The 20853-nt window shown below is 45.2% G+C and carries 20 protein-coding genes; 15 read left to right on the forward strand and 5 right to left on the reverse strand.

Going from position 1 to position 20853, the window contains the following annotated elements:
• Window positions 1-31: 31 nt before the first annotated feature.
• Window positions 32-2557, reverse strand: coding sequence for a LamG-like jellyroll fold domain-containing protein (locus tag AC6ESP_RS01515; RefSeq protein WP_497094891.1), 2526 nt, complete (start codon window positions 2555-2557; stop codon window positions 32-34).
• Window positions 2558-2839: 282 nt separating this feature from the next.
• Complete coding sequence (locus tag AC6ESP_RS01520; protein WP_497094892.1) at window positions 2840-3775, reverse strand: ArsR/SmtB family transcription factor; 936 nt, start codon at window positions 3773-3775, stop codon at window positions 2840-2842.
• Window positions 3776-4099: 324 nt separating this feature from the next.
• Between AC6ESP_RS01520 and AC6ESP_RS01525 the strand changes: the two genes are divergently transcribed.
• From AC6ESP_RS01525 to AC6ESP_RS01575, 11 genes are all read left to right on the forward strand, one after another.
• The gene (locus AC6ESP_RS01525) at window positions 4100-5092 is read left to right on the forward strand and encodes a glycoside hydrolase family 43 protein (RefSeq protein WP_497094893.1); all 993 of its coding nucleotides are present in this window, start codon (window positions 4100-4102) and stop codon (window positions 5090-5092) included.
• Window positions 5093-5393: 301 nt separating this feature from the next.
• Complete coding sequence (locus AC6ESP_RS01530) at window positions 5394-6599, forward strand: extracellular solute-binding protein (RefSeq protein WP_497095003.1); 1206 nt, start codon at window positions 5394-5396, stop codon at window positions 6597-6599.
• A 78-nt stretch (window positions 6600-6677) separates the two neighbouring features.
• Window positions 6678-7553 (forward strand): carbohydrate ABC transporter permease, encoded by an 876-nt coding sequence (locus tag AC6ESP_RS01535; RefSeq protein WP_497094894.1) that lies wholly within the window; start codon window positions 6678-6680, stop codon window positions 7551-7553.
• Window positions 7554-7607: 54 nt separating this feature from the next.
• Complete coding sequence (locus AC6ESP_RS01540) at window positions 7608-8453, forward strand: carbohydrate ABC transporter permease (protein ID WP_497094895.1); 846 nt, start codon at window positions 7608-7610, stop codon at window positions 8451-8453.
• A gap of 49 nt (window positions 8454-8502) precedes the next feature.
• Window positions 8503-12252, forward strand: coding sequence for an alpha-L-arabinofuranosidase family protein (locus AC6ESP_RS01545; RefSeq protein WP_497094896.1), 3750 nt, complete (start codon window positions 8503-8505; stop codon window positions 12250-12252).
• 125 nt (window positions 12253-12377) lie between these two features.
• The gene (locus AC6ESP_RS01550) at window positions 12378-13010 is read left to right on the forward strand and encodes an SIMPL domain-containing protein (RefSeq protein ID WP_497094897.1); all 633 of its coding nucleotides are present in this window, start codon (window positions 12378-12380) and stop codon (window positions 13008-13010) included.
• Window positions 13011-13116: 106 nt separating this feature from the next.
• On the forward strand, window positions 13117-13500 hold the full coding sequence (locus tag AC6ESP_RS01555; protein ID WP_497094898.1) for a VOC family protein: 384 nt from the start codon (window positions 13117-13119) through the stop codon (window positions 13498-13500).
• A gap of 187 nt (window positions 13501-13687) precedes the next feature.
• Complete coding sequence (locus tag AC6ESP_RS01560) at window positions 13688-14413, forward strand: response regulator (protein WP_497094899.1); 726 nt, start codon at window positions 13688-13690, stop codon at window positions 14411-14413.
• A 75-nt stretch (window positions 14414-14488) separates the two neighbouring features.
• Window positions 14489-14734 carry a BTAD domain-containing putative transcriptional regulator gene (locus AC6ESP_RS01565; RefSeq protein ID WP_497094900.1) on the forward strand — a complete coding sequence of 82 codons (246 nt, stop codon included), beginning with the start codon at window positions 14489-14491 and terminating at the stop codon, window positions 14732-14734.
• 39 nt (window positions 14735-14773) lie between these two features.
• Window positions 14774-15028, forward strand: coding sequence for a type II toxin-antitoxin system prevent-host-death family antitoxin (locus tag AC6ESP_RS01570; RefSeq protein ID WP_497095004.1), 255 nt, complete (start codon window positions 14774-14776; stop codon window positions 15026-15028).
• The gene (locus AC6ESP_RS01575; protein WP_497094901.1) at window positions 15015-15356 is read left to right on the forward strand and encodes a type II toxin-antitoxin system RelE/ParE family toxin; all 342 of its coding nucleotides are present in this window, start codon (window positions 15015-15017) and stop codon (window positions 15354-15356) included. Before AC6ESP_RS01570 ends, AC6ESP_RS01575 begins: the two co-directional genes overlap by 14 nt.
• A gap of 61 nt (window positions 15357-15417) precedes the next feature.
• Here the strand turns inward: AC6ESP_RS01575 and AC6ESP_RS01580 are convergent, their stop codons facing one another.
• A complete protein-coding gene (locus tag AC6ESP_RS01580) occupies window positions 15418-15624 on the reverse strand; it encodes a hypothetical protein (protein WP_497094902.1) in 207 nt (68 codons plus the stop codon).
• Between the two features lie 326 nt (window positions 15625-15950).
• Here AC6ESP_RS01580 and AC6ESP_RS01585 point away from each other — a divergent pair, with 326 nt between their 5' ends.
• Complete coding sequence (locus AC6ESP_RS01585) at window positions 15951-17045, forward strand: glycosyltransferase (protein WP_497094903.1); 1095 nt, start codon at window positions 15951-15953, stop codon at window positions 17043-17045.
• On the forward strand, window positions 17042-17656 hold the full coding sequence (locus AC6ESP_RS01590; protein WP_497094904.1) for a glycerol-3-phosphate acyltransferase: 615 nt from the start codon (window positions 17042-17044) through the stop codon (window positions 17654-17656). The genes AC6ESP_RS01585 and AC6ESP_RS01590 overlap by 4 nt, the downstream gene beginning before the upstream one ends.
• 23 nt (window positions 17657-17679) lie before the next feature.
• Here the strand turns inward: AC6ESP_RS01590 and AC6ESP_RS01595 are convergent, their stop codons facing one another.
• Complete coding sequence (locus tag AC6ESP_RS01595; RefSeq protein ID WP_497094905.1) at window positions 17680-18033, reverse strand: NAD(P)H-dependent oxidoreductase; 354 nt, start codon at window positions 18031-18033, stop codon at window positions 17680-17682.
• A gap of 149 nt (window positions 18034-18182) precedes the next feature.
• Window positions 18183-19712 (reverse strand): arabinosylfuranosidase ArfA, encoded by a 1530-nt coding sequence (gene arfA, locus AC6ESP_RS01600; RefSeq protein WP_497094906.1) that lies wholly within the window; start codon window positions 19710-19712, stop codon window positions 18183-18185.
• Between the two features lie 128 nt (window positions 19713-19840).
• Between arfA and AC6ESP_RS01605 the strand changes: the two genes are divergently transcribed.
• Complete coding sequence (locus AC6ESP_RS01605) at window positions 19841-20230, forward strand: DUF4432 family protein (RefSeq protein ID WP_497094907.1); 390 nt, start codon at window positions 19841-19843, stop codon at window positions 20228-20230.
• Window positions 20227-20823 carry a hypothetical protein gene (locus AC6ESP_RS01610; protein WP_497094908.1) on the forward strand — a complete coding sequence of 199 codons (597 nt, stop codon included), beginning with the start codon at window positions 20227-20229 and terminating at the stop codon, window positions 20821-20823. The genes AC6ESP_RS01605 and AC6ESP_RS01610 overlap by 4 nt, the downstream gene beginning before the upstream one ends.
• Window positions 20824-20853: the final 30 nt, after the last annotated feature.

Consider the following 20853-nt stretch of genomic DNA (forward strand, 5'->3'; position numbering starts at 1 on the left):
ATGGATGCGCCCCTTGCTCATTCATCAAGAACTATTGGACTGCAGCAGCTAGGCCAGCCACTTCATCTGGTGACAACGCTCCTTCATATACGCGCAATTCATCCATTAACCCCTTGTAAGGCGTGTCCCACAGGTTCACTCCAAGTCCGAAAGCTGCATTAGAGGTTGTGAAAATGTTCGGGAACTTCGCACCTGAGAATGTCTCAGCGCCGTTCACATACAAACGTATCTGACCGCTGTCTACTGTGAAGGCCAGATGCGTCCATTCTCCCGCTTTAATAGTCATTCCCGCAGGAGCGTCATACCAGCTAGCACTGCCGGACCATACCATCGTATTATTGCTGGCCGGACCGCTTGGAACAAGGCTCACCCAGTTGTTCTCATCCCGTGCGCCGAAGAATGTCGTCGTGAATGCCGTAAGCTGCTCAGGCTTAAGCCATAGGGATACCGAGTAGGAACCGCTGGATACGAGTCCGTTAGGGAGGCGAATGCCGGAAGCTCCATCGAATGCGGCAGCTAGGCCAGTCTTGCCGCTAGCGTACGTAATGGTGCCATTCTCTGTATTATCAATTCGATTGCCTGTTACGGAGCCAGCTCCGAACTTGCCTGTCGTGTCATTCAAGTTGTCCTCGAATGAATATTGAGCGACTAAGCCTACAGCTTTGTAGGGCAATACAGTAATGTCAAAAGCTTTGGTCGCTTTTGCCGCACCCTTCGTTATAGTTGCTGTCAGCACGGCACTTACACTGTCTGAGCCTGCCTGAGGACGCTTAATTACGCCGTTCTCAGCTACAACGTCGGCATTCGATGTCTGCCAAGTAATTAAAGCACCCCGAGAACCTTCTAATGGAAGTGCTAGATCAGCAATAATGTTCGCGGTATCACCAAGTCCGAGGTCATTCACAATAGCCGTAACAACCGCTTGGTCCGTAGTGTCAGGCTGTCTGCTTCCCCAGACAGCAACTCCTTCATTGGATTGTGCTGTGAACGTCATGACGTAGCTCTCTGAAGTCGGGTCCCATAGGCGTACGAATACACCTTTATACGTGATGCCATCCACTTTAATCTCCGCGGTATTATGACTCGTTTTCTTCCAGCTTCCTGCTGCAGCGCCTGAGATCGTATGGTTGCTGTTCAAGCGAATAGATGTTGAATGAACGATAGAAGCGGAATTATCATGTCCATGATTGATTAATTTGTAATCTCCGACAATCTCGTCAGCCTTCACTTTGTCAAGCTTTTCACCGGTATAACGATAGGGTGCAACAACTGGCCAACCGTCTTTATTCATAAACATTTGATGAATGCGAAGCTCATGCATCTCACCCTTTTGCGGGAAGCGGGCGTGGAAGACTAAGAACTGCTGCCCGGTTTTGTCGTCGATATAGACGGAGTTATGCCCTGGTGAGACATATCCAACGCCAATGCCTGTGCCAGCATCGCCAACCTTACGGTCGAACAAATAGTTGCCCATCAGCTTGTTGCCATAAGGCTCGTTGCTTGTATCGCCCGGCAATACGGCATTCTGACCTTGCGCATCTACATAAGGGCCGTCGGGGCTCTTAGAGCGGAACACACGCATATTGTAACCACCGTCGGCGCCGAGCCAGCCATAAGTCACATAGAGGTAGTAGTAGCCTGTTTCCTTATTGTATTTAATGTAGGGGCCTTCGCCTGATTTGTAATAGCCGCCGGCGATCTTGGTACCGAAGTATCGATCAATCAATCGGCCGTCAGAGGTTGTTCCATCTTCTCCTGGATAAATGATTTGACCCGATTTCTTATCAATCTCCAGTAAGAAAATGCCGCCTGACCACGAACCGTATGTCATCCATAGCTTGCCTTTCTTATCATAGAAAAGAGTAGAGTCAATCGCATTCGGATACATTTGATTGTTGAAAGAGCCATCTGCGTTAAACCACTCTGTTCTTTCACCTGCTAATGTACCATCATTGACTAGTGACTGAATGTTCGTATTCGTCCATTTTTTGTTGACCTGACTGTTCTGGTCATATGCCTCATCACGTGTAAAACCGGAATAGAGAATCGTATCCTCATAGACGTAAGGACCTTCAATAGTCTTAGATACCGCAAAACCGATCGCTGAGCGAATATAAGTAGACGATGCGCTATAGTACATCATATAGGCGCCCTTAGAACCGTCTTGGTTGACATAGTCCTTATTCCAGAATACATCTGGAGCCCATACGGCGAAGCCGCCTTTGCTATCGGAATCATTCTCTCCCGCCCATGCGAAGGAGCCGGCCAAATTGCCAGGCAGATCTCCGAATATCGCATTGTCAGGTGTTGTATAGCCGTTCGTGAATGTCGTCCAATTCATTAGATCTGTGGATTTAGCTGCCTCAATATGAGAGCCGAACACGTAGAAGTTGTTCCCGTCCTTGATAATGGAAGGGTCATGCACAGAAACGTTCTGGAGTTCTGGCACCTCCGATGAGGGGTTAGGCTGGTTTTTCTGTGCGTAGACGAAGGTAGGTATAGTTAATGCTAATATTAACAAAAGGGCAAACAGTTTAATTGATGATGATTTTTTCACTCTGAAATCTCCTCCCGATAACTAAATGGTGTAACCGTATTCAATTGTCTTCCTAAATTTCATTCAATTCCATAACCCCCCAGTCCTCAATCCGAATTCTCGATCAATAAAACGCTTACAACAATCTTAGTAATTAATACATTTATCAACAAAGTAATAATACTATGAATGTTATAAAAGCTCAATGCCGTTTATGTAAAAACAAGGAAGGGGTTGTGCAATAAGGTCCTAAGACCTAATCGCACAACCCCTTCCTATGGGATGCCTCTTCATCAGCCGCTCTTACTGCTCCATTGCTTCCTTCTCTTGCAGCGACTTGGTGTAATATAGCCGGAATACGAGATCTTGATTGTGGTTGCCGAAGCCCGTTCCGAACAGTGTGACACCACCAATATGCTCCGCATCTTCCTCCACTGCAATTCGGAAGGTCCATTGGCTGTTGCGGATATCGATATCGTCAATCGTTACATCAGACAGCTTGATGCCGTCCATGAAGGTGCCTTCCTTCTTCACGATAAGATGCTTCAGAAGGCCGTACTGGTTGACACTCTCGAACCACCATGGCGGATTAAGCTTGCCTTTGCCCCCGAAGTCGCCGGGGCTGGTCCACATTCCGACTTTAATGTTGTTGAAATAGAACGTAATATCAGATGGCCAATTATTATTCGTAAAAGGGGCCTCGGACGAAATTTCCATCGAAATTTCGAGCTCCTCTGGATTTTCACTTCCCATCAAGTAGTTAGGAAGCTTGTATTCGATGAATCCTTGTCCGAACCAGAGGATCTTCGCATTCAGTCTCTCAGGATCTAGGAAATGGCGAGGGTCATCGAATATGCCAATAATAGAATCCCGCGTACAAATTCCACAGGTAGGCGTAATGTTGAGATCGGTGAAGTGGCCTAGAGAAATGTCCGTTCTACGCACCTCGCGAGGAATGACATCTTTGATAGGGAAAGAGATTTCCAGGTTATCGACGGTAAGCGAGCAGACCTTCTGAGCCGCACCGCCCTTGCCAGGTGTCATCTCGGATCGGATAATGCCGGCTTTCTCGAGCTTCTTAACATGCATAGTCATAATGGCACTGCTAAGTCCCAATGCTTCAGCCAGTTCTCTAATATTCATCGACTTCTGTGACAATATATGAACAATCTGGATACGTACATTGCTGGAAATTGCTTCGAAGACGGGCAAATATTCCTCCGATAGTTCTATTCTCAATGTAATTCCTCCGAAAATTCGATTGGTTAATAGATGTGTAAACAACCTTGATTCTATTCATAATACATGATTATTGTCGTATTAACAAGAAAATCGCTAGATAAGAAGTTGAATTGACTCTAGAAATAAGAACGCTTACAGCTAGACCGTGAGTTGAATTAGTTGAATAAAGACAGCGTTCGTGCAGTAGAAAACGACCCTTCTTCTTCATTCCATATTGACAGTTAATAGAATTAGTTGTTAATATTCATGTAGTTATGAATTATTAATAGATTTATGAATTAATTAATGGAATCAAATTGCATGAAAAGGCGAGGGATCACAATGGGATTAAACAACCAGCAAGCAAATCTTCAAGAATTCATTAATCCGGTCATACCGCAGCGTGCGGATCCTTGGGTGTATAAGCATGAGGATGGATGGTATTATTTCACAGCCTCAGTGCCGGAATACGACCGAATTGAAGTGAGAAGAGCGGAGACGGTACAAGGTCTTGGCTCAGCAGAGCCTGTCGTGGCTTGGCGCAAATACGAGACGGGACTGATGAGCGCGAACATCTGGGCACCGGAAATCCATTATATTGATGGCAAGTGGTACATTTATTTCGCAGCTGCCAGAACATCTGAGACGGTGGATGGACTATTCGATCATCGTATGTTCGTTCTAGAGAATAGCTCGGCGAATCCACTTGAAGGACAGTGGGTGGAGAAGGGGCAGATCAAGACAAACTGGGAGTCATTTGCGCTGGATGCGACGACGTTCGAGCATGCAGGAGTAAGGTATTTGGTATGGGCGCAGAAGGACTTAGAGATTGTAGGCAATTCTAATCTCTACATTGCAGCAATGAGCAATCCTTGGACCATTGAAGGTAGGCAGATGATGATCGCGCAGCCCGATTATGCATGGGAAAAGATCGGTTTCCTCGTTAATGAAGGTGCTGCTGTATTGAAACGAAATGGTAAGATATTTATTACTTTTTCAGCTAGCGCAACAGATTTCAATTACTGCATGGGACTTCTCGTCGCTTCGGAGGATAGCGATCTGCTGTCACCTGACAGCTGGACGAAGCTGCCCGAGCCGCTGTTCCAGACTAGTGAAGAGAATGGACAATATGGTCCAGGCCACAACAGCTTTACTGTATCCCCAGACGGAAGTCAGGATATTATTGTGTATCATGCGCGTAACTACAAGGATATTGAAGGAGATCCTCTCTATGATCCGAATCGCCATACCCGTGCTCAGGTATTCGGTTGGACAAAAGAGGGCTTGCCTGAGTTCGGAATTCCCGTTAAGGACGGACATCCTGTGAGCCGCTAATTGGCGGCTCGCCATATAAATACAAACTCATTGTTTAAAAATGGTTGACAAATGAAAGCGTTATATTTTATCATTAGTTTGTAAAACATTAATAATTAATATATTCATTATCAATGTTTTACCAGCTATCAAGGAGCGCTCCTAGGCAAGCACCCTGATAGCAAGAGTAATCGTTAAGCTGAGACAGAATGCTTTAATATCTTTGAATACGGTTTCAATACTTGTACTTATTTTGAATAGCTCATTGGAGGGGTTCTGAGTGAATCTAAAAAAAGGACTTATATCAATCGTTTCACTTATTATGATCATGTCATTGGTTCTAGCAGGGTGCGGAAGCGCAGATAACGAGAATACGATTACGTTCTGGACACCACTTACCGGCGATGACGGCGCGTATATGGATCAGCTTGTAAAAGAGTACAATGCAACCAACCCAGAGTTGAAAGTGAAGCACGTAATTACTGCTGATATGTACACTAAGCTTTCTACTGTATTGAACTCCGGTAAAGGTGTACCTGATCTGGCAATCATCCATGCTGACCGAGTTCCAGGCTACGTGAAGCAAGGAGCATTGGAAGAGATGACGAATGTGCTGGCAGGACAGCCTGAGATTAAACAAGAGAACTACTTACCGCAAGCATGGTCGACAGGTACGATTGATGGTACTCAATATACAGTACCCCTAGATATTCATAGTAACACAATGTATTACAATAAAGATCTACTAAAAAAATACGGTGCGGAATCCTTCTTGGATGACAACGTCGTTACGATTGATGAGATACTCTCCTTGCAGGGCAAAATGGAAGAAGGCCAATTCGTTGTCAATGATGCCTTGCTCGGATGGGTTATCTTGGCACAGCTCCAGAATGTAGGAGGAGATGTTCAGAAGGACGGCAAACCAGCTGTCAACACGCCTGAGATGAAGGAAGCTTTTGAATCGGTCAAAAAAATCGCTGATGCGGGCTTGATGACAACATTCGGTGAAGATGGTTACTTGATGTTCCAATCAGGCAATGTATTGTTCTCTACGGATGGAACTTGGAGCTCAACCGCACATGCTGGCGTAGAAGGCTTGAACTTCGGTGTTACGAACATCTATTCAACAACGCCTGAGAAGTTCACGAACAGAGCTTCCTCCCACTTGTTCGCTATGATGAAGAACGAGAAAAGAACGGATGAAAAAGAAACAGGCATCGGTCAATTCCTAGAGTTCCTTCGCTCTAATTCGATTGAATGGGCAAAAGCAGGACAGATCGTAGCAAGTAAACAAGTGAATGAAAGTGCTGAATACCAGCAATATATGCAATCCTTCTTCACCTCTAATGAGAAAGAAATTGAATCACTCTACATCTATACTTACGAATATTACCCATATGTTGCTGAAGCAGTAGATACTTATGCTGCGGATATCGTACGCGGAAACGTTGATATCGACGAAACGCTGCAGACGATGCAAAAATTTGTTGAAGATAAAATTGCTGAGAGCGGATCAGGGGCCCAATAAAAAGCAATAGCTAGAACAAAAGTAATGTGCCACTTCTGGGGTGGCGCATTGCTTTTCCAAAAGGAGAAATGAAAGGCTATGAATAAGAGATCTTTTGCACCCTATGTCTTTGTAGGTCCCCACATCATTTTATTTGCTATTTTCATTTTATTGCCTACTATTTATGGGATTTATGCTTCGTTCACCCAATGGAATCTAATGAATGCGCCACAGTGGGTAGGGTTTGACAACTACAAAACGATTCTATTCGACACGGAATCTACGTTTCATAATCAATTTTTTAACGGGATGAAGAATACCCTTCTATTTGTTGTTCTTAGTGTTCCCTTATTGGTCGTTATTCCGTTGTTGATCGCTGTTGCCTTGGAGCATAAGAAAGTGAAAATGAAAGGCTTAATGCAATCGATCCTCTATATTCCGGGATTAATATCTGTATCTGCCGCGGCCCTTATCTGGCTGTTGATCTTCAATAAGCAGCTTGGGATTAGCGGCAACGTATTCGGATCAACGGTTGCTTGGGCAGCGAACCAGCCTTATGCATGGATAATCATACTCGTTATGACGGTGTGGGGCGGCGTTGGCGGCAACATGATTATTTATCGTGCTTCCATTCATGGTGTTGCACAGGATTTATATGAAGCAGCAGACATTGATGGTGCGGGCTCTATTCGGAAGTTCTTCAGCATTACGTTACCTTCCATACGTTTCCCATTAATATTCACCTTTGTAATGACAACGGCAGGTTCATTCAACGTATTCGCGCAACCGTTAATGATGACGGACGGCGGTCCCCGCCAGAGCACCCATGTACTTATGATGTACATTCGTCAATTGGCTTTTGGGAACGGGGAATCTATTGCCGGAATGGCATCCGCGATGGCTGTATTGCTAGGCTTGGTCATCTTGGTTATCTCTGCTCTGCAATATTATGTCATGAACCGAAATGCTAATTAATAACTGGTTGGTTATGGATTGGTTAATGGAAACGGAAAGGTAAGGTGCTACACTATGTTGAAAAAGATAAGCGTGTCCAAATATTTAGCCTACCTCTTTTTAATTGCTCTCTGCCTTGCATGGGCAGTTCCTGTGTTATTCGGAATTACGACGTCATTCCGTTCCCAGACGGAAGTGGTCTCGACGGGCTTCAGATTATTGCCCGTTAACTGGATTGTTGACAACTATACGGCAATATTGACCAATACTTCTACAGCACCGATCCTGCGGTGGTTAGGCAACTCTCTCTTTATTGCAATCACACACACCTTCTTAGTCATTGTCGTCATTTCCATTACAGGCTATGGCTACTCACGTATGAAATTCAAAGGAAGAGATGCGTTATTCTTCACTTTATTGGGGATTTCCTTCTTCCCAGGTGTCGTTAACTTAATTCCTTCTTATAAAATTATTGATGCGCTTGGCTGGGTTAACACATCATGGGCGATGATTATCCCAGGACTCGCAGGCATGGGTAATATATTCTTGGTCAGGCAGTTCATGAAGGGGATTCCAACGGAGCTGGATGAATCCGCTCGTGTAGATGGAGCTAATGATTTCAAAATCTATTGGAACGTCATTCTGCCGTTAGTTAAACCTATTCTAATCGTCTGCGGCTTGTTCTCCTTCATCGGCTCATGGAATGATTTCCTGTGGCCCGTTATCGTCTATACCGATGTGGATAAAATGCCAGTTACAGCTGGTCTGCTCTTGCTGCAAGACATCTATGGCAACTACCGTATGATCGGACAATTGATGGGCTCTGCCATTCTAGCCATTATTCCTACATTAATATTGTTCATATTCGCGCAGAAGCATTTCCTGCAATCGATCAACTTGAATTCAGGTATTAAAGGCTAGGCTGGGGAATTTTAAATTTCTACAACTATTCAGATGATAGGTGATAGCTATGACAATCAACAGCAATACAGCTGAACAATTGATCGCGCAATACAAGTTTGATGATCGTGACCATATCGGGCGAGACAGCTCAGGGAACGGAAAAGACGGGATCGCTTCCGGAAGCAAGCAGCCTGTAATCGGAATCGTGGGCGGCAGACCGGCGGTGACGCTCTCCGGCGGCGTACAAGGCACCTCCTATGTGCAGCTGCCCTCTGATCTCCTGAGCGAAGTAAGTGATCACACGGGAGTTACGGTTGCTGCGTGGATCTATATGGGGAAGGTGTCGAGTGTCTGGGAGAGAGTATTCGACTTCGGCAAAGGCGCAGAAGGGCCTTATTTGTTCTTGAATCGGAATATGCGCGGTACATGCTATGCAGGAGAAGATCTGGTTGCAGATCCTGGGCAATCCTTCGCAGCAGGGCAATGGATGCATGTGGCCATGTCTGTTACGGGCACAGAGGGCGGTCAATTAAGCAACGCGGGCCCTATTGTATATGTGAATGGCGAAGTGGTGGCAGATGGCATGATTAGCCAGACCTCAAGCGGTACCTATGCGAAATTACGGACATGGTTCGCTTCTTTCTCGGAGCCTTCGAATTACAGCAGTAATTATATCGGAATGTCTCAGCATGCTGCAGATATGGATTTCTGCGGTTCGATTTCGGATTTCCGCGTATATAGAGCTGGCCTCACTCAAGATACCATCATCGAGGTGATGTGCGAAGCGCTGACGGATGAAGAGATTGTGAGGCTGGCAGCTGATAAATATTTGAAATTCCCTACTTCGATCATAACGAAGGGTATTGTGCTTCCTTCTTCTCTCATGGGCGGCAAGGCCCAGGTGTCTTGGAAATCAAGCAGTACAGAGACGATTACAGATGATGGCAAGGTGAATGAGCAGCTTCAAGCAGCCAAGGGTGTAACCATTACAGCCATAGTGAGCAAAGGCGCTGCAGCAATTGAACAGAGCTTTGTGGTGTCTGTGCTTCCTAAGGAGCTTCCGCCCTATACATTGACCATCCATGGAAACCAAGATGTCGTCGATATTAGTGAAGTTTTGTATGGCTTATTCTATGAAGACATTAACAATGCGGCTGACGGCGGTATCTATGCAGAGCTTGTGCAGAACCGGTCATTCGAATCCTTCTCCTTCGACAGCTATTCGCATGTATGCGGCGAGAATGGCGTATCGACCGGAAGAAACCATAATCCTTTGTTCGCATGGTCAGGCGATACGGATCAAATGACGGTGAAGCAGGCAGGCGGATTAGGTGAATTCTTCGACGCTAAGGATCCCGATGTGAATTCACATTATGTAACGGTAGCCAGCGGAGCGGTCATTCGCAACAAAGGCTTCGCCGATTCCAATGAGCATTGTGCTATGTTCATTAAGCAAGAGGATCAGTATGCGTTCACAGTGTGGGCAAAAGCAGACACTGCGGGCACAATCACAGTGCAATTGCTGGATAAAGAAGGCATTGCCATTAGTGATGCAGTGATCGTTGAAGTTGATGGTGGAGGTAGCTGGAGGAAGTATGGTGTGGATACCAAGCTTGTTCTCACGGGCTCGACAACCGTACTCGGTCAATTATCTCTAACCTTTGAGGGTGATATCTCCATCGATATGGTGTCGTTAATGCCAGTCGATGTGTGGGGAGCTGGTGAGGAAGAGAGCTCAGCGACAGCTCACTCCAACTATAAGGGCAATTCGAATTACAGGCTGAGAAAAGATCTTGTTCTCGCCTTGATGAATATGCGTCCCACCTTCCTGCGGTTTCCAGGCGGATGTATCTCTGAAGGCTCTCATATCTGGGATAATGTATACGATTGGAAAGACTCTGTCGCGGAGATCGAGCTGCGCAAAGAGAATTACAACGTATGGGGCTATATGATGACGATGGGACTTGGCTATATGGAATACTTCCAATTAGCTGAGGATCTGAATGCTACGCCGCTACCCGTTATGGCCTGTGGGGTGCTCTGCCAGGCACGCTCCGATTATGCGAATCCGGCAGGAGGCACGCTCCGAGATTACTATGTCAAGAACTTCACGGATCTGATCGATTTCTCAATCAGCATGGATTTCGAAGGTAATGAATGGGCCGCTCTGCGAAAAAGAATGGGGCATGAGGCCGCATTCGATCTGCATTATCTAGGTGTCGGCAATGAAAACTGGGGAACAGAGTTTTTCGCTAATTTCGAGTATTTCAAGAAGGTTATTGACGAATACATGGTACAGAATTATCCAGGCTATGAATTGCATATCATTTCAACCGTTGGCGCACAAGCGGATGATGATGCTTATCAAGAGGGCTGGAAGTTCTTAAGCGGCAATCTGTCAGGCTCGGCAACATTAAGCTTCACAGACGGCAAGTCAAGTACGGAAGAAACGGTAACCTGGTACGAGAAGCAGCCTAACTACATGGATACGATCGCAGACGAGCATTATTACCGCTCCAATGAGTATTTGCTTAATAATGCGGACCGCTACAACTATTATTACAGAGCTTACCATGAAGATGGCAGCATGAATGAAAGAGAAACCTCTAAGGTATTCGTCGGGGAGTACGCGTCCACAGATAAAAACACGCTCGCTGGCGCAGTGGCTGAAGCGGCTATAATGACGAGCTTCGAGAACAACTCCGATGTGGTTCGACTGGCAGCGACAGCCCCGTTGTTCAATAAAGTATTAACGGACGGGACGTACAGATGGACACCAGATTGCATCTGGTTCGACGATGAGACGGTATGGTACACACCGAATTATTACGTACAGCAGCTATTCGCTCAATATATTGGAACGAAAGCGCTAGGCACTGCTTTTACAACCTATCGCAATGGCGAACAGACTGCTCTTATTCCACGTGGAGGCATAGAGATAGCTACCGGCAACGCGGACATTGTAGTGAAGCATGTGATCGTAACGTCTAATGTGGATGGCAGCGTGCTGCTCGAGCAAGATTTCACACAGGAGCTTCATGCGGCTTGGCAGGTCATTCCAGGCACAGAAGAACATCGTATCGATTCGGAGCAGGGTCTGATGCTGACAGCTCAGAGCAGTGGACCAGGTGGCCTGTATATGCTGAACGAAGCTTGGACCAACTACAAGGTAGAGGTTACGGCTAAGAAATTAGCTGGTGTGGATGGCTTCTATGTTGGCGCTGGCTTAACGGACATAACAGCAGAGAAGAAGGATGTCATCGAATACGCGATTGGCTATAATGGCAGTGCGACTGGCGTCAAGGTTCACAAGCAAGGAATAGAAGCTTATACACTAGGCGATTACTCCTCCAGCACCGCGGCGGGCAACCTTAGAACGAGCTGCTATGAGGAGCTCTCTGATCATACCGAATACATCATTACAGTGAATTACGGAGGCACATCCGGCAATCAGCTGATCTGCTCCTATTCGGATGGCAAGACGCTCAGCAAAGTGCTGGACTACAAGCTGGAAGCCTATAACAGAGAGATCTATAACTCGGTTACAAAGGATGACAAGCATGTCTATGTGAAGCTAGTGAACGCGGATCAAGTAGACAAGGCTGTGAAGCTTGATTTGAAGGACTTGCATGTAGCTGGCGCGGGCAAACAGATTATATTGACTGGCGATGCTGCACTTGTACATGTCCCTAATGTGAATAAAAAGAATGATGAGAAGGTAGCTCCGACGGAATCGGTTATCCACTTGGAGAACGATTCAACCGTTGTAACCGCACCTGCCAATTCGGTGAATGTCATCATTCTAGATCGGATTTAGAACGATCAAGCTCCGCATACGTGCGGAGCTTTTTTTATCACGAAGAGATCATTGAGCCCGTAGCAGCCGCATACGTTTAACCTAGTAATTAGAATGCCTATTCATATGAGAGAGGAGCATGGCACATGGTCAGCAATGCCACAATAGAAGTAACTGGCGAAGGTAAAGTAATGGTGCCGCCGGATCAAGCCGTCTCGACGGTGGGAGTCGAAACCGAAGAATCTGAGCTGCGGCAGGCACAGAGCATGAACTCAGCGGTCATCAGCCGCATCGTTTCGGCGCTTCAGGGACTTGGCATACCGCCGCAGAACATCGGAACCATTGATTTTCGGATAGAGCCCATCTACGATTATACGAACGACGTAGTAGAATTCCGCGGTTACAAGGTTACGCATCTCCTCCAGGTCACGAGCAGTGCCGCTTCGGCTGGTTCGGTCGTGGATACAGCGGTATCACAAGGAGCGAACGTCGTGCAGGGTGTGCGCTTTGGATTGTTTCAAGAAGCAGTGTACGTGGATCGAGCACTGGCGCTCGCGGTTGCAGATGCAAGGCGCAAAGCATCCGCGATTGCCGCTAATTCGGGTGTTACCATCGGTGCCGTGCCGCTCACGGTTCGGGAGCTGCCACTACTGGCTGAGCCGATACCCTTGAGAGCCACGCTAACAACTATGAGCGACGCTGCTCCCATTCAGACGGGACAGCTGATCGTTTCTGCGGCGGTCCGTGTGATCTTTGCTGCGAGCCCTGCGACACGCTAACCCATCGTTCAACTAATGAGAAGCTATAGCCTGAATATCTCTAATAACAATATGCTATAATCTTATTGCAATAGGGAAATAAATCGAGTAAAAGGGAGAGTAGTGAATGATTAATCGTATCGGTCAAATTATGTTGTATGTCAACAACCAAGATGAAGCAGCGAAGTTCTGGACAGAGAAGGCTGGTTTTGTCGTTGTTGCGGAAGAAACGATTGGCGAGGGATTCAGATGGATTGAGATTGCCCCTACAGAAGACGCTGAGACGAGCTTCATTCTTCACAATAAAGAGATGATCGCTCAGATGCAGCCCGAATTAAATCTGAACACACCTTCCATTATGTTCTTTACAGATAGGCTGGAAGAGTTGTATAAACATTTCGCTGATAATGGGGTAACAGTCGGAGAGATGGTAACCATGCCGACAGGCCGGGTATTTAACTTCGCAGATAATGAGAACAATTACTTCGCAATTATGGACAAAAAGCAATAGCATTAGGTGAACAGAATAGGTAGAGTGAAGTGCGCATCCTTAGTGGGTGTGCACTTTTTTATCTTGAATCAAGCGCGTTCTCTTTATCTCTCTCTATTATTTGTTGTACACTACTATAGTCCTATATTTTAGGCGAAAGCTACATGCCAGCAAGGTGCAGCACGTTGAAACAGGAGAGGATTAACCCGTGATTAGAGCTCTAGTAGTAGACGATGAAATATGGATTGCCAAGTATACTTGCAGGCTGCTCGAAAAGTTGGAAGTTGAAGTGCTAGGGTACGAATGCAATCCAGTGAGTGCTCTGAATAAAATAAGCAAGCTAAAGCCTGACGTCGTTTTTTTGGATATTGAGATGCCAGAATGGACTGGGCTAGAGCTGGCTGAAAGGGCACAGAATGCGGGATACGAGGGTGAAACTGTCACAGCCTATTCAGAATATGCTATAGAAGCGTTTAAGGTCAATGCGCTGGATTATTTGCTGAAGCCTATTTCCCTTAATGATCTAAATCGTGCAGTAGAGCGGGTGAAAACAAGAAGCAACGGCAAAACGACAGCTCAACCGCCACATAAGGTCGAAGCGGTTAGTGCCATACTGTTCGGAGCTTTTTGTCTCTATGTCGGTGATGCTCGGGAGCATATACGTTGGATGACCGCTAAAAGCGCTGAAACCTTCGCTTTCCTGCTCCTGCAGGGCCGCGACAGAGCGGTCTCCAAAGCGAAGTTAATTGAAGCGATTTGGCCGGATAAGGATGAGGAAAAAGCCGATATCAATCTTAGGAGCACGATTAGTAGAATTAATAAAACGCTCAGAGAGCATACGACAGATATCTCGATCATGTCGACAGGTAACGGCTACAAGCTTATGTTGACTAACATTACGCTTTCAGTTCAGTGCAGCTATATTCAGCTATAGGGATATGCTTCTGGAAGAGATGGACAGAGAGTGGTGTCGTGCCTTCAGAGCAACGTACCATACTTATTTCGTCTGGTGAACTATTATGAAGGCATTAACGCGGACCCACTAACCGTATTGAAAGTGGTAGAGCTGCTTCTAAGGTTTGATCCCTACGACGAGAGGGCTAGAGTAAAAGCGATTAACCTTCATTATGAGCTTAAGGGGCGGGAAAGTGCAGAGCTCTATTATCAAGAGTATCGTCGACTGCTTGAGAAAGACCTTGGACTGGAGCCAGGTGAACATATGCACAAGCAATACAGCCGCCTGATGAGAAGGTAAATAGATAGAATTAGGATTAACCCACCGGAAATTCGCCCAATTTCTGATCTGCGTAATAACGCCAATGAAATTTCTGAGTTTTGCCGACGAGAGCGCGAGCCAGTATTTATTACGAAGAATGGTACGGGTGATATGGTCGTGATGTCTATCGAGGAATATGACCGTCAGCAGGCTCTACTGGAATTATACAGTAAACTGTTCGAAGCCGAAGCAGAGCTGACGGACGGAGCTGTCGGAGAGGACTTCTTGGAAGCTGCGAAGAAGCTAAGGTCAACCATCCGTGGGAAAATATAAGCTGCTCCTTTATCCCGCTGCGAACAGGGATATACAAGAGATAATCGACTACTATACCTATGAACAAGCCTTCCAAGACGAAATCAATTCATATGATGATATGGTAGCCAAGATCGCAGCGCTTGCAGAGCAGCCTCTGCAGCATCCTTTGATTAAACAGCCTTTGCTGCGAATGAGAGGCTACCGAGTGCTAGTCATGTCAGCTTATTGGGTGTTCTATGTCGTCTCAGGCGATGTGGTACAGATCAGACGAATCTTGCATGGAAAGAAGATATTCGATAGTTACATTGTAAAAAGCTGTACAGACCGCGCATCGATAATGGGATAAGGGGAGGGGCAGTCTCAAAAGCTATTAGCTTTTGGGACTGCCCCTTATTTTCATACAAGACTTATGAGGTGAAGCCCACACGGGGACGCTGGCGTTCTTTGGTCTCAATACTTACAGCACGAATCGAAGTGATTGGAATGTACAACAGCTGGAACTCACTCTTATACTTCACGAAATGCTCGTCAACCTCTTCGAGAATTCCGTCCTTCACACTCGTTCCATCGAGGAAATTAATCGTTACTTCTCTGCCTTTCAGATCGTTCAGCATCGCCATTCACTCCTTCTATTGTTGTCATCAGCTCAGCACATGCCCATTGGTCATGCAGCTTCTCCTTAAGTATATAACGTGCAGCAGCATAAAATAAAGGAGCCGGCTTCTCGCTGCAAGAGCATGAGTATAATGATGACTTTAGTGCAGCATTCCAGCTCGAATGAGCCATTAGATGATCATTAGAAATTGGCTCCTATCCAATGACGAGAGAGATAATAGTCAGCGAATAATTCCCGTAGAAAATATAGTGCATCGGCAAGCAGCTAGGGGCTAATATATCTCGCTATCCCTCATATAGATGAAGAGAAGGGGGAGCTGATTATGTGGCTGTTCATTGTAATGCTAGTGGGGTGTCTCTCGGGCTTCATACTGTTCAAAAAAAACATTTTGCCGATCAGCCATGCTACCTATCAAACTCAAGTAAACTGTCCGTCATTATTCCAGCTAGGAATGAAGAATGTAATCTGCCTCTTCTGCTCGACTCCCTCCTATCTCAGACTGCAGCACCCTTCGAGATTATTGTCGTGGACGACTTCTCCGAAGATCGGACGAGGGAAATAGCCGAGAGCTATGCGGGAGTTACGGTAATATCGGGCAGCAGTCTGCCAGTAGGCTGGACGGGTAAGAGCTGGGCGGTATGGAATGGCTATCTGCATGCCACTGGGGATCTATTGGTTTTTCTAGATGCGGATATTAGATTAGCGCCGAATGGGCTGGTATCTTTAATGGAAGCAAGGGAGCAGTCGAAGGGGGTTGTTTCGGTTGTTCCTTATCATCATACGGAAACGCTCTATGAGAAGCTCGCCCTAATCATGAATGTGCTGGGTGTATTTGCGTTTACCTCTGTCTTTGAACGAGCAAATCCTCGGAAGGGTCTGTATGGTTCCTGCATCATAGCATTACGAGAGGATTACGAAAAAATTAACGGTCATGAGAGCGTAAAGTCTGAGGTGCTGGATGATTTGTTAATCGGATCGAGGTTTGTTGCAGCTGGCATCCCTGTCACCAATTTTATCGGGTATGGCTTAGTATCTTTCCGTATGTACCCGCAGGGTATTCGAAGTGCCATCGAAGGATTTAGTAAAGGAGCCATTCTAAGTACATCGATGCTATGTCCATGGACCATTGTTCTGACAGCTATCTGGGTCATCGGACTTCTCCTATCCGATACGGTGCTTCTACTTGCACATCCTTCATGGGGAGCAGCTTTATTGCTCGGTTATGTTGTATATATGCTTCAAATCTTTTATTTTATGAGATATGTAGGTTCATTCGGCATCCTCATTCCGGTTCTTCATGTCGTCGCTGCCTTATTCTTCATTGTCGTCATGCTGTATTCGATGTATCAGGTACTCGTTCTAGGGCATGTCAAATGGAAAGGAAGACTAATCCAGGTGGGGGGCAAGCGGAAACCATGATGATCATCGTGCTGACTGCGGCTTCATTCCTGTCGGGATCCCTTATGTTCTCTTACTGGCTGGGTTTATGGGTGAATAACAATCTGAAGGCTGTCGGTGATGGGAATCCGGGAGCTCTGAATCTATGGAAGGCGAAAGGATATAAATTCGGTCTTACAGGTATTGTATTGGATTTTCTCAAGGGCTATCTGCCTGTTCTATTCCTAATGGATAGTGGCTTCGCCATAGGTTATTTCGTCGTTCTAATCGCCTTGGCACCCATTGCAGGTCATGCCTTTAGTCCATTTCTCAAAGGGAGAGGCGGCAAGGCGATTGCTGTTACGTTCGGTGTTTGGAGTGCGCTGACGGGGTTCGAAGCCTCCCTGGCATACGCCATTATTCTGGCTTTATTGGCAGGTATAGCCCGATTGGTATCCAAATCTAAGGCTACATCCAGCGCAATGGATGGCTTACAGGTAGTTATCGGAATGCTGCTGCTTACGATCTATTTGTATATAAGGATGTTCTCTGTTGCCCTTATATTGGTTGGCTTGGGGAATTTGGCCATTCTGGTCTATACTCACAGACATGAATTGGCGATCTGGCTGAGAAGAGGGCTTCGCAATCATTAACAGCGATCATTGCCGCTATTCAACTATAGATTGGAGAATAACCGTTCCGTCTTTCTTAGAAAATGTTGACGCTGCTCCAAGCTGCGGTTTTCCATCCCCGTGTAGTTATGCCACTTCAGCTTGGTTATCCCCATTTTACGAAAGGTTCCACGGAATAATATTTTGAACAAAACTCCCTTAACAAATACCTTGTCTAGAAATCCTTTCGTAAGAGCAGGCATCGATTCCCACCATATCGGAAAAATAAATATAAGGTGATCTGCTGCCTGAGGGTCATTCGTCTGCTTGAGTCTCCATGCGGCTAGGTCGGATGCTGAAGTGACAGGATTGAAACCGTCTGCCTGCAGATCAATTAGGTCAATGCTGTGGCCACTCACATTATCAGATGCGGAAGCCCCATAAGGATGCGTTTTTTGATTAATGGTGCAGTAGAATGCAGGCTCTATAGGATATAAACCAAAAAGGCGGTTTTCTCATCATAGAGGAGCCGCCTAGTTTATTTACTGACTGTCTTATCATTACCCTTTTATCCCCGTTGTCGCAATGCCTCTAATGTTAAACGAATTACATTCCAAGATGCTTTTGCTAACTTAGTTTCTAGAGTCCCATTATCCCCAATACTCGACTTACCATTTGAATGAGGTTTTACTTTATCTGGTTCAGAGGCTGTATTGGCAGCTTTTAGATCATCATGTTCTAATACAATATGTTCAACAAGGTTATATTCACCAAAACTGCGGAAATCAATATCAAATAGAATGTCTTCACTAAGATTGCGATTTACAGCGAATACTGTGATTCCTTCGTTTTCTTTATTAAGAACAGCAACAGCATCGATGTAAGGTACATCTGTGTAATCCTTAGTATCATATTTCGGGGTATGGATAAGCGGCACTAGGGCAGTCCCACGACCGAATAAGCTTGCGTGCATATAAGGATAATAAATCGTTTGTTTCCAAGCTGTGCCTCCATTCTCAGTCATAATAGGCGCAATAACGTTAACTAATTGAGCGAGGCAGGCCATTTTAATTCGATCAGCTCTTTTTAACAAGCTAATTAGCATTGTACCAATAAGCAATGCATCCTCATGATTATACACATCTTCTAATTGAGGAGGGGCAATTGTCCAAGGTTCAATCTTTGTATCTGCATCGTTCGAGTGGTACCAAACATTCCATTCATCGAATGATAGATTGATTTTTTTCTTACCACGTTTTTTAGCTTGAACATAATCAGCAGTTGAAATAACAGTATTAATAAAATGATCCATGCCCATAGACTGCGCAAGATAGTTTCCAGTGTTTTGATCTTGGTTACCATAGTATTGATGTAATGAAATATAGTCAACGTGATCATAGGTATGTTCTAGAACAGTTGCTTCCCAACTTGGGAAAGAAGGCATACCTAAATAGGAACTGCCGCAAGCAACTAATTCAATTGTAGGATCTACCCATTTCATTACTTTTGCTGTTTCACAGGCAATTCTTCCATATTCATCTGCGGTTTTTGCACCGATTTGCCATGGTCCGTCCATTTCATTTCCCAAGCACCATGTTTTAATGTTGTGCGGATCTTTGTATCCATGGCTGATACGAAGATCACTCCAGTAAGAGCCTGAAGGATGATTGGCATATTCAATCAGTTGTCGTGCTTCTTCAAGTCCACGAGTCCCCAAATTGACTGCCATCATTGGAGTAGTTTTAACTTTACGGCACCAGTCCATAAATTCGTTAAGTCCAACATAGTTAGGTTCAATTGTACGCCAAGCGAGTTCAAGACGACGAGGTCTTGAAGCCAGCGGACCAACCCCGTCTTCCCAATTGTAACCGGAAACAAAATTACCTCCAGGATAACGGACTACTGGAACATCAAGTGCGCGTACAAGTTCAATAACATCCGTTCTAAAGCCCTGTTCGTCTGCAGTAGTATGATCTGGTTCATAAATGCCACCATAAACAGCTCGCCCAAGATGCTCAATGAAAGAGCCGTAAAGGCGGTCATCAACATCACCAATAATAAAATCTTTGTCTACAATCATTTTTGCCTTCTCTGCCATTGCATTCACCTGTCCTGACATCATATAATTATCTAAACGTTTAACATTCGACTTAACTTTTATTAAACGCTAGATCTGAATAAAATTCAACCCTATTTTTAACGGTAGATGTGAGGAGAGTCCTTAAAATGAAGATGAATAAATGGTTGTTAGTAGAAACACATAATCAGGTCATTAATCTGCCTAATAGGGGCTATATTAGTAAACGCATTATTAAAGACAAGAATGGGTCATTACTTACTGTCATTGACATATCGAATGGCAAAATGCATTTCACAGTACTCCCAGAAAGAGGGTTGGACATTGGAAAACTTTACTTAGGGGGACAAAAGATGAGCTGGGATAGAAGCGAGGAATATCTATTGCATCCATCAAATGTGGATATTAATGAATCTAATGGAACAGGCTGGATGAAAGGCTTTTACGGAGCTGTAGCTTCAATCGGCCCAGAATTATTCGGGACACCTGGTGAAGGTTTCACTTTGCACGGTTCGGGATCGTATGGGGGAGCTCGTTGATTTTACGAGAAGAAACGGTAATAAATAAAAGCCGTTATATACAGGTTCTAGATGATGGATATCATATACAATTGTCGGGTTCTTTTATGCATCAGGGAGGCAGATATGTTCTACCAGCTAGTCAGCATGAACTATTAATTAGGGATTCGGCGCCGCTTGAGGAAGATCCATTTTATATCCCTTCAAACAAGGAGGCATACCCTATGAGATGTTATCAATATGTCCCAAAGCCGGTAGATGGTTTATATAAATTAGATAAAGTTATCCCATATTTGAATAAAATGAATTTAAGCAGAGGACTGACGGGTGAAATGATTGTAAATACGGAAAATACTCATGCAGGGTATGTTATTAGGCCACTATTCGATTTCCCTAGATCACTTATAGCCAAACAGATCGATAATAGCTTTATGTTTGCAATAGAACCATGCAGAACACGGCCGAACCGTATGTCACAGAAAATAACAGACGGAGAGGCATTATATTTGCAAGAAGGAGGAAGCGTATCATCTTGCTGCTTAATTGGTCTGTCTGATTATAAGATTGAGATCCAGAATTTGGAGAACATGGTCATATCTGCAGTTACTTTATAGGGTAATATCTAATTATAAAATACAATGGCT

The organism is Paenibacillus xinjiangensis (assembly GCF_059686975.1).

Excerpts from the sequence above, each read along its gene's own strand:
- AC6ESP_RS01590 (WP_497094904.1), top strand. The coding sequence starts at position 17,042 with ATGATGATCATCGTGCTGACTGCGGCTTCATTCCTGTCGGGATCCCTT.
- AC6ESP_RS01545 (WP_497094896.1), top strand. The coding sequence starts at position 8,503 with ATGACAATCAACAGCAATACAGCTGAACAATTGATCGCGCAATACAAG.
- AC6ESP_RS01550 (WP_497094897.1), top strand. The coding sequence starts at position 12,378 with ATGGTCAGCAATGCCACAATAGAAGTAACTGGCGAAGGTAAAGTAATG.
- AC6ESP_RS01525 (WP_497094893.1), top strand. The coding sequence starts at position 4,100 with ATGGGATTAAACAACCAGCAAGCAAATCTTCAAGAATTCATTAATCCG.
- AC6ESP_RS01580 (WP_497094902.1), bottom strand. The coding sequence starts at position 15,624 with ATGCTGAACGATCTGAAAGGCAGAGAAGTAACGATTAATTTCCTCGAT.
- AC6ESP_RS01535 (WP_497094894.1), top strand. The coding sequence starts at position 6,678 with ATGAATAAGAGATCTTTTGCACCCTATGTCTTTGTAGGTCCCCACATC.
- AC6ESP_RS01605 (WP_497094907.1), top strand. The coding sequence starts at position 19,841 with ATGAAGATGAATAAATGGTTGTTAGTAGAAACACATAATCAGGTCATT.
- AC6ESP_RS01555 (WP_497094898.1), top strand. The coding sequence starts at position 13,117 with ATGATTAATCGTATCGGTCAAATTATGTTGTATGTCAACAACCAAGAT.
- arfA (WP_497094906.1), bottom strand. The coding sequence starts at position 19,712 with ATGGCAGAGAAGGCAAAAATGATTGTAGACAAAGATTTTATTATTGGT.
- AC6ESP_RS01530 (WP_497095003.1), top strand. The coding sequence starts at position 5,394 with ATGATCATGTCATTGGTTCTAGCAGGGTGCGGAAGCGCAGATAACGAG.
- AC6ESP_RS01540 (WP_497094895.1), top strand. The coding sequence starts at position 7,608 with ATGTTGAAAAAGATAAGCGTGTCCAAATATTTAGCCTACCTCTTTTTA.